The 12696-nt window shown below is 55.3% G+C and carries 10 protein-coding genes; 2 read left to right on the top strand and 8 right to left on the bottom strand.

The features are described 5' to 3' along the window. Window positions 1-19 precede the first annotated feature (19 nt). Complete coding sequence (locus WLZ34_RS05130; protein ID WP_434730998.1) at window positions 20-1657, top strand: M28 family peptidase; 1638 nt, start codon at window positions 20-22, stop codon at window positions 1655-1657. A 1-nt stretch (window position 1658) separates the two neighbouring features. After that, entirely contained in the window at window positions 1659-3323 is a 1665-nt protein-coding gene (pheT, locus tag WLZ34_RS05125) for a phenylalanine--tRNA ligase subunit beta (RefSeq protein ID WP_434730997.1), read from the top strand. A 161-nt stretch (window positions 3324-3484) separates the two neighbouring features. Here pheT and WLZ34_RS05120 read toward each other — a convergent pair whose 3' ends face one another. The 8 genes from WLZ34_RS05120 to WLZ34_RS05085 form a co-directional block, all read right to left on the bottom strand. Next, window positions 3485-4417 (bottom strand): radical SAM protein, encoded by a 933-nt coding sequence (locus WLZ34_RS05120; protein WP_434730996.1) that lies wholly within the window; start codon window positions 4415-4417, stop codon window positions 3485-3487. Further along, window positions 4414-5586, bottom strand: coding sequence for a hypothetical protein (locus tag WLZ34_RS05115; RefSeq protein ID WP_434730995.1), 1173 nt, complete (start codon window positions 5584-5586; stop codon window positions 4414-4416). The genes WLZ34_RS05120 and WLZ34_RS05115 overlap by 4 nt, the downstream gene beginning before the upstream one ends. 73 nt (window positions 5587-5659) lie before the next feature. Beyond that, window positions 5660-7210 (bottom strand): phenylalanine--tRNA ligase subunit alpha, encoded by a 1551-nt coding sequence (locus WLZ34_RS05110; RefSeq protein ID WP_434730994.1) that lies wholly within the window; start codon window positions 7208-7210, stop codon window positions 5660-5662. Between the two features lie 45 nt (window positions 7211-7255). Further along, entirely contained in the window at window positions 7256-8062 is an 807-nt protein-coding gene (locus tag WLZ34_RS05105) for an ABC transporter ATP-binding protein (RefSeq protein WP_434730993.1), read from the bottom strand. Next, window positions 8020-8988: an ABC transporter ATP-binding protein gene (locus WLZ34_RS05100; protein WP_434730992.1), complete on the bottom strand. Its 969-nt coding sequence runs from the start codon at window positions 8986-8988 to the stop codon at window positions 8020-8022. The genes WLZ34_RS05105 and WLZ34_RS05100 overlap by 43 nt, the downstream gene beginning before the upstream one ends. Continuing rightward, the gene (locus WLZ34_RS05095; RefSeq protein WP_434730991.1) at window positions 8979-9887 is read right to left on the bottom strand and encodes an ABC transporter permease; all 909 of its coding nucleotides are present in this window, start codon (window positions 9885-9887) and stop codon (window positions 8979-8981) included. The genes WLZ34_RS05100 and WLZ34_RS05095 overlap by 10 nt, the downstream gene beginning before the upstream one ends. Then, window positions 9884-10912: an ABC transporter permease gene (locus tag WLZ34_RS05090; RefSeq protein WP_434730990.1), complete on the bottom strand. Its 1029-nt coding sequence runs from the start codon at window positions 10910-10912 to the stop codon at window positions 9884-9886. Before WLZ34_RS05090 ends, WLZ34_RS05095 begins: the two co-directional genes overlap by 4 nt. Window positions 10913-10915: 3 nt before the next feature. Then, window positions 10916-12529, bottom strand: a complete 1614-nt coding sequence (locus WLZ34_RS05085; protein WP_434730989.1) for an ABC transporter substrate-binding protein — start codon at window positions 12527-12529, stop codon at window positions 10916-10918. Between the last annotated feature and the right edge of the window lie 167 nt (window positions 12530-12696).

The raw sequence follows: 12696 nt of genomic DNA, 5'->3' as shown, positions 1-12696 counted from the left end.
AGCTGGACTTTATACACTCATGGAAAAGGTGTCTTGTACGAACTTCAGGGAGCAGGTCCTAAAGCTCCAGAAAGAAGTCCCCCGGACACTAGGTGTAGACGTCGTAAACATGCTATCCAGCTACAGTAGGGTTACCGGTTCGACCGGGCTAGTGAGGGCCGTTGAAGAGCTCAAGGAGGCGCTGGAGAACGCTGGGCTCCCAGCCAAGGTCTACAAGGTCGAGAACAACGCTAGGAGAGGCTTCATAGAGACCCCGTCTGGTTGGGACCCAGTAGAGGCGGAGCTGGTCATTAGAATAGGCGAAAAGGTCTTGGGAAGGTTCAACCTGCTAGAGCATCCAACTCTCCTGTCCGCTCATAGCCCTGGTGGGGAGGGCTGTGGCAGGCTAGTCGTGTGCGAGAGGGAGTGCTCGGGCGAGGTCGTGCTAACAGACCTCAACCCGTACGACGCTTACCTAACCGTTGACACCAAGCTCATCCTCCACTACGATAAGAATAGGTTCCACGAAGCTGTCCCCTACACGGGGTTGTTCCTAAAGGCTAGCGAGGTCAAGCACGGCAAGGTCGTCATGAACATACCCTACCGCCTGGCCACAGACTTGATCTCGAGGCTGCTAGTTAACCCTTCGCTGGAGGTAGAGGTTTGCTGGAAAGCGAGCGTCAAGTTCCACAGCGCCGGGCTACCAGTCCTGGTCTCTTGTGGAGGTCGCCCGACCACGCTTATTGTAAGCCACGTGTGTCACCCCAAGCCCGGCGCCCACGACAACGCGAGCGGGAGCGCCGCCAACTTCCTGGCAGCTTTCGCTAAGGTGAACATGAGGGACCCCTCCCTGGGTAGCGTCTGCCACGTGTGGGTGCCAGAGTACACGGGAACGGTCTTCCTGAAAGAAATCCTGGGAGAATTACCCGAACACGTAGTGAACCTGGACATGGTCGGCTCGAAACAGAATGTGACGGGCTCAGTCTTATCCGTAGTGAACCCTCCCCTGTTCATGCCGGGCAGAGTCTCTTCCGCGCTGTACGTCTCGGCGAGGAGCGTCTTAGATACCGTGGAGAGCTTCGAAGGTGTGCCCCAGCCGTCTGTCAGGTACGACATAGCTCCGTACAGCGCCGGGAGCGACCACGACGTGTTCATTACCTGGGGTGTCGACTCCGGGATGCTCAACGAGTGGCCGAGTAAATACTACCACACAGACATGGACACGCCAGACACTATATCGCCGTCTCAGCTGTCGAACACGGCTGTCATCGCCCTTCTCGCCTCCTACATACTGAGCGACCGTGGATTGTCCGAGAGGGCCAACAAGGCTTACCGCGAGTACCTGGCTGGGTGGTACAGCGTTAAGTCGGCTGTCATGGGGGTCGAGACCCCTTCACTAGGGGGCCTCAATGTCGAGTATAGAAGGCCGGCGGGGTTAGAGTCCCCGGTATCCATGAGATTCATATACAAGACCCTCGGCAGAGACACGTTCAACAAAGTGAGGAAGATTAAAGGGGCCTACTCGTACTTGACAGTCTACGCCCCTGTAGCCGAGTCCCTAGGGCTTAAAGACCACTTAGACAGGTTCGTAAGAGAGGGGCTCGTGGAATGGGGCAAGGAGGAGGCCGAGAACGTCGCCAAGGTTTGGAATGAGCTCAAGGCAGTAGTGGGGTGGTGACTTGCCTACAATCAGCGTGCGCGTGGACGACCTCTACAGGCTTCTAGGTGTTGAGCTAGACGTGAAAAGCCTGGTTCGGCTGATGACGAAGCTAAAGTGCGAAATAGAGGAGATGGCGGGCGGCAATTTAGTCTACGAGGCCAACCACGACAGGCCCGACTTGTTCAGTGCCGAGGGGCTCTCCAGGGCTTTAAAGCACCTGCTCGGGCTACCCGTTAGGAGGCCAACCGTGTCTGACTGCGGAGCGGCGGCTTACGCAGAACCTGTCCCCGGCAGGCCTTTCGTCGCTTTCGCGATCGTTAGAAACGTGGAGTTGGACGACGAGGCTCTAAAGCAGATAATCCAGCTGCAGGAGAAGCTCCACACCACTTACGGCAGGAACAGGAGGAAGGCCAGCATCGGTTTGTACGACCTAGACAAGGTCAAGCCGCCTATTTACTACAGGGCTGTCGACCCCGACAATACTAGGTACCGCCCGCTAGGCTACGGTAAAGAGATGTCTCTGCGGGAGGTCTTGGGTCAGACAGACAAAGGAAGAGAATACGGGGACATAATCGATAAGATGGAGAAGTACCCCGTCATAGCGGACTCTGAGGGCAGGATACTGAGCCTAGCCCCCATCCTGAACAGCGAAGACGCGAAAGTGACCACGTCCACACGGAATGTGCTGATAGACTCGACGGGGCTGGACCCTAGAGTAGTCGTTGACATGGTTACAATAGTGGCATACAGCCTGTTTGAGAGAGGGCGTAACACGGAGATCTGCCTTGTGGAAACCCGGTATAGCAACGGGAAGAAGATCGCCGCTCCGAGAGTCAAGGGAGTAGTTCAGGAGCTCACCATTGGGCAGGTCAATAGCCTGCTGGGCACGGAAATGAGCGTTAAAGAGGCGGCCAGCCTCCTGGGGGTGTTCGGGTACGACGTGGTCGAGACCGCCGGAGACAAGCTAGTGGTCCGCGCGCCCCCCTACAGGATCGACGTGCTGAGCTGGGTCGACGTGGCAGAGGACATAGCGATCGGCTACGGGTACGAGAGGCTGGGCGAAGAGGCTAACGAGTTGCCCCCTTCACGGGGCAGCGGTAGAGAGGACGAGGTAGAGCACTTATCCGATCTCCTCAGAGGGGTGCTGGTCTCGATGGGGTTTAGCGAAGTAGCAAACTATATGATGACCAGTGTCGACGTTGACGTTAGACTGTACAACAGGAGAGTAGAACCTGTTGTGGTGGCGAACCCCATAAGCGAGAGATTCACTTCTCTAAGGACGTGGCTAACAGCCGGCCTCGTGAACTTCATCGTAGAGAACAAGAACAAGGCGACTGAGTTCAGGGTTTTCGAGGTAGGCGATGTAGTCTTCGTTAGAGAGGGCAGGGTTTACGAAGAGAGAAGGGTTGGGACAGCTATTTCGTCGCCGGAGGCTACGCTAACTGACGGCCTCGCCGTTGTCAATACTCTCCTAAACGCGATCGGGCTGAACCCGGCGTTTAGAGAAGGTGAGGTAGACGGGTTGCTAAGGGAGAGGACCGCTGAGATCATCGTTAGCGACGAAAAAGTGGGGTTTGTGGGCGAGGTCCACCCGGAAGTACTGCTGAAGCTGGACTACGATAGACCGATAGTCGCCGTGGAGATCGACGTAGGAAAAATATTAAAAGTGCTCAGGAAACAGTAACTATTGACGAGGATGAGGCTTGGAAGGGATGACCGCAGGTGGGATGAATTGACGGGCCTTTCTGAGGGGCGGATGTGTTGAGCGGCTTCATAACTACATTGCTTGTCTCCGTTCTATTCCTCCTCGCCGGATACTTAGCAGAGCTTGCCGTTAAAAGGGCCTCATCGCGAAGGAACGTAGTATAACTGGTTCTCCCAAACTACTTTCGACGCAACCTTCTTGTCGACGAGGTTCTCAGCCGCCATAACGCCGAAATCCCCGTAGACCTCGCTGACCTCGCTCACCCTGAGGGGCTTCCTTAGAATGTGGTTGTAGACCTCGACAAACGCCTTCTTGGACTTAACGCGGTGGACCCCCTGGGTTCTCTGGCAGGCTAGTACCTCGACGCCTTCGCTCTCCAGCTTCTCTCTCACCATGTCCAAGACACGTCTCGAGACGGGTTTGATACCCTGGTCTCTAACAGGCCTGTCGATCGTCTTTAGGAAAACCCTTTTCGCCCCTATCCTCCTCGCCTGCACTATGTACTCGTCTAAGTACCCCCCCAAAACGCTCTCCGGCCCCTTCCTCGCCACTATGATCTCGAGCACGAGCTTCTCATACGACCTCGCTCTACTGAATAGTTCGTGTAGTTTCCTGTAGTACTCGCTCTTCGTCGTGTTCGTTCTGGGCTGGTAAAGGGAGTCCCATTCCATGTCGGCGACGTAGAACGGGATCAACAGGGTATCCACCACCTCGAGGACTTCGTCGACTGCTCTCTGGAAGTAGCCCGGTGTCCTCGTGACGAGCCTGGCGTTTACAGAGTCGGATATACGCCTCAGCTCTCTGAGTAAGCGCGCGAGGTCATCGTATAGGAACGGGTCGGACGAGCCGTAGACATAGATAGTGTTCACCTTGACCTCCCTTTCCGCTAGGTCCCGCGCGACTCTTTCGGCTAGCTCGCCCGTAGTGTAGCTTTTGAGAGCTCTCGCCTGGCGGAGAGAGTGGCACACCGCGCAGGCCATATAACACCCTCTCGAGAAACTTACCGGGTCTACTCCCAGCGAGGCTCCAAAGCACCTACTGGGGTGGGGGCCGTAGACGGGCTCTAAGATCAACCAGAGAACACCCTGCTATCTAGTAGAGCTAAGTACATCCCCTGGCCGTCTACCACGTTAGGCATTATCCTGTACGTGTAGTCGCTAGACTTAAACCCCTTATACGCCTTCGACAAAAACCTTTCAGAGATCCTCACAGGCTCCGCTAACCCCTCGCGGAGGACCTCGTCGACTACCGCCTCACCCTCTTCAGGTAGCACGCTACAAGTAATGTAGAGAACACTCCGGCTGTTGACTAGAGCCCTCCTCAACAGCCTAGTTTGGATTTTTGTCAGGCTCTTCAGCTTCGCCGGCGAAAACCTGACTTTGACAGTGGGGTCGGAGTAGACGGCCCCGCTCCCTGTACAGGGGGCGTCTACAATGGCCTTCTCGAAAACCCTGCTGTAGTCGACAATCGTGGAGTCGCCGTTTATAATCACAGCCCTGTCTAAGCCGCCGTACTTCGACAACACGTTGTACACGTACTTGACCCTCTTAGGCGAGTAGTCTACTGCCACGGCCGTGGAGTCTCTGTATAAGGAGAGTACCAGCTGCAGTTTGACGCCGGGGGCACTACAGGCGTCAAGGACGCTCCTCTCGTAGGGTCTACCCGCGAGAACGGAGAGTACGCTGGAGGCATCCTGGGGGACCAGTATTCCCTTCTCAACGCACTCGATCGACGAGACCGGGCTGTAGACGTCTCCTAAGATCTTGTAGGAGAGGTCTGTGTACTTCGACGCCTCGAACCTCAGGCCGCGCTTCACGAGACAATCCACGGCCTCCTTCACGGTGGCGGCCAGCGTGTTGACTCTCAACCACCTCTTCCGCGTGTTGAGGCTCCCCAGCACCTCCTCGAGCTCGCCTTCGTCCAGGAACTCCGAGAGCCGGTGGACGATGAAGGGAGTGTAGCCGTACTTGACAGCTAGACCCTCTAGCCCGCCTAGCCTGTCCGCGTACGACTCTATCTCCCTGCGGACGGCGTCGAAGTCGAACTTCCTTGATGCCAGGTAAGACGCTATACCAAAGGGTGTTTGGTTGAAACCCTCTCTACGAGCGAGCAGCCTGAGAGAGTGGTAGTATATTAACGTCTCATACCCTACCCTGAAAAACCTCCTGAGAGCTGAGGGTGTCAGACGCCTCTTGCCCGCTACAACCTTGAATGCCCTCTCGAAACCCACTCTTCTCGTCATAACTACGTGGAGAAGCTGCGCGGTCAGGAGCTTCAGTTCGTGGACGGATATCTCGTGGACACCCCCCGGTCTTTTACTCGGGGCTCGGTCTAACCACTACATCTCTCCCACTAGTCGTACCCAGGAAGTACGGTAGCGGTTTTTTGGCGACGCTTCTCAACAAGTCCAGGTCTTTCGCGAACAGCAGTCTTATGTCGTCTATCCCCATAAACCACATAGCGAGCCTGTCGACCCCTATGCCCCAAGCCACCGCCTTGTACCCTCCAGCACCCAGCATCTCCATAACCTCCGGCCTGAACACGCCGCCGGGGAACACCTCGACCCAGCCCAACACGGGGTGTTTGATATAGCCCTCTACACTGGGCTCTGTGAACGGGAAGTAGCCCGGCTTAAACCAGACATCCTTGATACCCAGAGCCGCCGCGAACTCTTTGAAGAAGTAGAGTAAATGCTTGAAGTTGACGTCTTTGCCTACGATAATGCCGTCGAGTTGGTAGAACTCCATACTGTGTTTCGCGTCCAAGTTCTCCGGCCTGAATACTCTGTCTATTGTGAACGCCCTGTACTCGCCGCCGCCCCTGTAGTATATAGTCCTGGCCGAGACGGCGGTACACTGAGTCCTCAAGACGAGCCTAAGGGCCCTAGAGGGGTCCCAAGTGTACTTCCAGCCCTCTTCGTGGACTCTCTTGACCACTTCTAGAGCTTGGGTAGGGACGTCTACCAGCGCCCTGTTCAGCACGAAGAAGGTGTCGTGTATCTCCCTAGCAGGGTGGTCCTGCGGCTGGAACAGTACGTCGAAGTTCCAGAACTCGGCCTCGACGTGGGGGCCTCTGACCTCCTCGAAGCCCATGGAGACGAGGATTTCACGTAACTGCTTAATGAAGTCCATGAAGGGGTGGGTTGACGAGTACTTAATACTTGGTGGCGGGACATTTAAGTCGAACTTCTTTACGACAACACCCTCTGCCTCCTTGTACTGGGATGGCAGTACGACCGTCAAGAGCTTGCCTGGGACGACATGCCCTCTCCTGATCATCTCCGCTAGGTCTCCACGAGCCCTGACCACGAGTACGCTCTTCCGCTTCGCGACGACCATTTTACGTCTCTTTAAAGTCTCTAAGTCCTGAGAGCTCACCCCGGTACCCCTGCTAAGATTCAATAACGCTGACCTCAAGTAGGCTGACTGCTCCCTCAGCTCTAAGCACCTGGCCTCGTCTCCAAGCACCACGACGCTGTTGGGTCCGACCTTAACGCAGTTACTCTTAACGAGGATTTGTAGAGCTACACTAGCGTCTTCGGGCGTCAATTTACTGTTTTTGGCCAGGCAGTCCACGAAGTCGCCGATCTTCGAGTTCAAGCACTTCCTAAACACCTTGAGGGCCTGCTCCTCGGGCAAGCCGTCGTTGAGGTACCTCACGCCGTGCTCGGTCAGCTCGTGCGATATCGCTTGTTGAGAGCTAAGCTCGACTAGGTTTTTACCCGCTAGCTCGGCCAGGTCCCTCATGACGTCTTCTGGGGAAAGGCCGATCCTCGAGGACAAAGTGTATACGTCAACGCTTCCAAGCTCCGCAACGACCCCCAAAATTTCAAACTGTTTCTTTGTGACGACAACCTTCTCCGCCAACTTGACACCTCTAGTTTAGCGCGCTTCCCACATCACATAACAATACTAAATGGGTTCCATCATATAGCTTTTAACTAGGAGCCTCGTGTACTCGTGCCTAGGTCTCAAGATCACCTCTTCGAAGAGGCCCTCCTCTACCACTCGGCCCTCTCTGAGTATGACTACTCTGTCTGCGAGGTATTGGGCAACCGCGAGGTCGTGCGTCACCAAGAGAACCCCGATCTTATACCTCTCGTATATGTCGTTGATCAAGTTCACGATCTGGGCCTGTGTGGAGACGTCGAGAGAAGAGGTCGGCTCGTCTAGTATTAGATATTTGGGCTCGCCGACGATCGCCCTTGCTATTAGGACCCTCTGCAGCATTCCGCCGCTCAGGCTCCTAGGGTAGAGGTCCAGCACTTCCTCGTGAAGCCCGACCAGCTTGAGAACCGACCTCACCCTCTCCTCTATTTCCTCCCGTCGCATACCTGTTCTCTCCAGCGGCTCGATGAGGCTCGTTCTAATCTTTACCCTTGGGTCTAGCGACCTGTAGGGATCTTGCGGGACATAGCCGAGTTTTCTAACGCTTCTCAACCAGGACGCCCTGTCCCTATAAATGTCTCTGCCGTCAACGACCACTCTACCCTTGACGGGCCTCAAGAGTCCGAGCACGACCTTTAGTAGGGTCGTCTTGCCGCTACCGCTTTCACCTATTACAGCCACCCTCTCGCCTGGTCTTAAACACAAGTTCACGTCTTTCAGTACCGGTGTAAAGCTTCTCCTTATCGAGAGAAGAGACCTGGTTACGCGATAGCCCGCTACGACTCCCTCTAGCTTAATAAAGCACTCTCCCTGATCAGGGGCCTCCAACACTTGACCACCCTCCCTTCAACCTCCCGAGCTGGTGGCGTTTTGACGCACTCGTCTCCTCTAACAGGGCACCTTTCGTAGAAGACGCAGCCCTCCAGCACTTGACCGGGCCTAGGAGGCTCGCCGGGTATGGACTCCAGCTTCTTCTTGTAGCCCAAGACGGGGACTACGCGTGTGAGAAGCCTTGTGTAGGGGTGTAGTGGGTTTTCCAACAGCTCATTTGCGCCGGACACCTCGACTATCTCGCCCCCGTACATCACTAGGATCCTATCACAGACCTTACCCGCCAACAAGATGTCGTGCGTTATCAAGACGATCGTGATCCCGTACAGCCCCTTGATCTCCCTGAACAACCTCATTAACTGTAGCTTGAGGTGCGCGTCTACGCTTGAAGTAGGCTCGTCCGCCACGAGGAGTTTAGCACCCGTAACAAGGCTTAAGCCTACGGCCACCCTCTGCTGCATCCCTCCACTGAGTTCGTGTGGGTAGAGTTCTAGGACCTCTGTCTTTAGGTTGAGAAGACTCAGGATTTCTACGACTTTTTTCCTCGCCGTCTCCTCTGTAAACCCGTGGGCCTTCATAACACGCCAGAACTGGTCCCACACCCTCATATACGGGCTTAGCGAAGAGCCGGGATTCTGGGGTATGTAGGACACTAACCGCCCTCTCACGCCCTCGTAAAACCTCAGCTCGTCCTTCACGACCAGTTTACCGAAAAGGTAGAGCAACCCTCTCGTAACGGTGTAGGGTGGTAGAACGCCTGCGATAGAGTTACCTAGGGTGGTCTTACCCGAGCCGCTTTCGCCGACTAGACAGCACACTTCGCCCTCTTCTATACTGAAAGAGGCGTTCCTCACCACCAACACCACGTTGTCGTCCTCGTCGAGGTAGCCGATGCTCAAATTCCTCGCTTCCACGGCTAGAACCACAACCTCCACCTCCTCCTCAACTTCGGGTCTATCTCGTCCCTTAAAGCGTCGCCTACCATGCTAAAGCCCAAGGCCGTTACCAGGATGAACAAGCCGGGGATGAGGCTGATCCACGGCATTTTCATTATGTAGTAAAATCCGTTCTGGGCTATTACGCCCCAGTCTGGGTAGTCCGGGGGGAGGCCGAACCCCAAGAAGTTTATCGCCGAGGCCTCTAATAGGACGCTCCCGAAGTCTGTGACGGCCTGGACCACCACGGGAGGACTGGTGTTGCTCAAGACGTGTCTAAAGATTATCTTGTAGCCGGGTAAACCAGAGAGCTTTGACAGCGTGACGAACTCCATCTCGCATACACTCCTAGCGTACACGTTCGCAACTCTTCCATACCAAGCCCACCACGTGAGGACCATCGCCATAACGACAACGTGTAGCCCAGGGCCCAAGACCATTCTGAGCGGGACCGCTATCAAAATGGCCGGTAGTGCCAAGAAGACCTCTATGATGTAGTTCAGCACGGTGTCGAGTGTTCCTTTGTAGTACGCCGCGAATACCCCAACTGTCATACCGATGGCTAGGCTTAACCCCACTACGAGTACTATCTGGAGTAGAGCTGTCGAAGAGCCTAGCAGAACCCTTGATAAGAGGTCTCTACCCTTGTCGTCAGTACCGAATAAGTGCGCTAGACTCGGCGGCTGCCCGGCCTCTCCCGTCTGGTTGATCGGGACGAACCCCCAGCCTTCACTCGGATAAGGGACCACGAAGGGTGATAGAAACGCCAGCACTGTAATGGCCGAGACGATAACGACCCCGACTCTGAACCTGGCACTCCTCTTCCAGGCCCTAGTCAAGTAGTAAGTGAGCCCCCCTAGCGTGGTAGCCCGCTGGCTGGGCGCTATCACAGTACCACCCTGGGGTCTATCCAGGACTGGACTATGTCCGTGATGGTGTTCGCCAGGATGTAGAAGACGCTGATGACTATGAGTATCGATGCGGCGAGTTTAAAGTCGTTGGAGACCACAGCGCTCACGAGGAGGCTGCCCAACCCCTCCCTGCCAAACACGTACTCGACGACCATGGCGTCCACGAGGCTGTACGCGAAGGCTAGACCCATTACCTGTGTTAAGCCGGGGACTGTACCCCTAAACGCGTAGGCCCATATAACCTCCCTCTTCTCGACGCCCAGAGCGACAGCCTGCCTGACGTAGTCCTCGCCCAGCGCTTCTGACATCATCACTCTCACGACCCTAATTCCTACCCCCGTGGGGTAGAGGGCTACGACGAAGGCTGGGGGTAGTATCCTCTTCAAAACGTCGAGGAATAATATAAAGTCGCCCTGAAGCAGAGTGTCTACGGTGTAAAAGCCTGTTATAGGCTTAAACCCCAAAGTTGCTGCTAGCTTCGCGTCTATTCTACCGTAGGAGGATACGCCTAGTACTTCGGCGAGTACGAGGAAGAGCGCCATGCTGGTCCAGAATGATGGTGTGTTCGCGATAACGAATCCAACTGATTCCAGGGCATCCCCACGAGGAGTACCCCTCCTAAGTGCCGAGTATACACCTAGTAAAACTCCTAGAGGTATACCGATCAAGTACCCGAAGATCAGAAGCTCGAGCGTCGAGGACAAGTGGGCCCATATAGTAGCCAAAATGGGGGTCTTTGTTGAAATAGACACACCTAGATTGCCCGTGAACACGTTGAGTATAAAGAGTGGTATTTGAACATAGAGGGGCTTATCGAGGTTTAGTTCGGCCCTAGCTACTTCGATCGCCCTTTCAGCACCGGGACCCCTGGGGTTGCCAGCCCACCTGGCGGCGGGGTCTCCGGGAGAGAATATAATGATAGCGTAGGTCACGACAATGACGCCGATTATCACGAGGAGGGAGTAAAAAACGCGTTTCAAGACGTAGCCCAGGCTGACGGCCAATTACTATGCCACCTTCACGTACTGGTAGAATACGACGTACATGTACAGCGGGTTGATCGCCTCCTCAGGAATGTCGAGTCTCGGGCTGTAGACGAATACCTTCACCTCGTCCCACAGGTTGACGGCCACGCCGTTGGAGAACAGTATCTCTTGGGCCTGCTTGTACAACTCCATGGCCTTCCCGTAGTCGACTCCTTCAAGAGCGAAGGCCTGGTCTATGAGGTTGTTGAAAGTGTCGTTCTCGAAGCCGCTCCAGTTCCACTCCTTGCTATCGCTGTGGAACAGGTTGTACAGGTAGTCGTACGGGGACACCGTTGTCGGCCACCAGTCGTTTATGATCAAGTGAGGCGCCGAGTCCGGGCTGCTCCATACCGCCTTTCCAGCCTCTTTCATTGACTCCCAGCTCGCGGGTAGAAGCCTTACGTTGACACCTATCTGGGCTAGCGAGGTCTTGAGTATGCTCGCGAAGTCCTCCTCCTCGAGGTAGTCGGCTTGGTACATGAACTCTATTGTCACGCCAGGCTCGACACCGCTTTTCTCCAGGTAAATCCTGGCCAGGGTGAGGTTCTGTTTGTAGGTCAAGCCCTCAACGAAACCCGGGAAGTAGTGTGGAACGTACCCGCTCCCTAGTAGCGCGTAACCCTTCATTGCCTGCTGAACAATCCTGTCCCACGGTATAGCATAAAGCACAGCCAGCCTGAACTCGGTTATGTTTGTCGGGTACCTCTTGGTGTTGAAAACAAGGAAGTAGCTGTGGAAAGTCGCGAACTTTATGTACTTGTAGCCCCTGTTGACCAGGTCCTCTATGCTCGTCCGGGGGACACTCGTCACTATGTCCAGGCTACCGCTTACCAGCCCATTGAATTGGCTCTGCGGGTCCGTCACTACTTTGATTATCACCTTGTCGGGGGCCTTGTCGTTGCCCACCTGGCTCCACCCCCACCACTTGTCGAACTTCACCAGGACGACCTGGCTGTAAGGGTCGTAGGACTCGATTATGTATGGACCTGTGCCCTCGTCGGTACCCTTGTTGAACCACTCCCTCAACCGTAAGTCGGTGGGGTCGGACACGCCAGCCTTCGCTAGGGCGCCCGGGTTGAAGATGTAGGCCGCGTAACTAGATGCCGCTATCAGGTCCAGTCTCTGTGGGTACTTCAGCTTGAACTCAACAGTGTACTCGTCGAGGGCCTTCACCTCGTCTACCGCGTCCCATATAAACCCCAGCCCTATCCCGTACTTCTCGTAGACTTCTTTAGCCCTCGTTACACTGAGGACTACCGCGGTCGAGTTAAACGGCGAGCCGTCGTGGAAGACCACTCCTCTCCTCAAGTGGAAGACCCACACCGTGTTGTTCTCGCTAGACTCCCACCTCTCTGCGAGGGCTGGTATAGTCCTGTTATGAACAGGATCGTAGTACAGGAGCGGCTCGTAAACGCTGCCCAGTACGACTAGGCCGGTGTCGTCCTCGAGGCTGGGGTCTATCCCTGTTATCTTGTCGTTGTACGCGTAAACTACGACCCTTGTTTTACTCACGCTGTGTCTCGTCGACATGAAGTACGCTGAGAGGCCCGCAACCACGACGATCACTAGTAGTGTGATTACTAGCGTCCTCCTCATAGAGCAACACTGTGAAACCCTAATCCCGCTAGGGTTTTAAAACGTGAACCTATCGGCCGCCCACGAAAATACCCAGGCCTTTTAGCCGCTGGACAGCGCGAAGGGGCAGGCTCTACAAGTATTTAACCTTCCACCTAACTAAGAGGGGTTTAAGCGGAGAGTGGGTG

The sequence above is a fragment of the Thermogladius sp. KZ2Tp1 genome (genome assembly GCF_051131135.1).
Lineage (GTDB): Archaea > Thermoproteota > Thermoprotei_A > Sulfolobales > Desulfurococcaceae > Thermogladius.
This window is presented reverse-complemented; position numbering and strand designations above follow the sequence as displayed.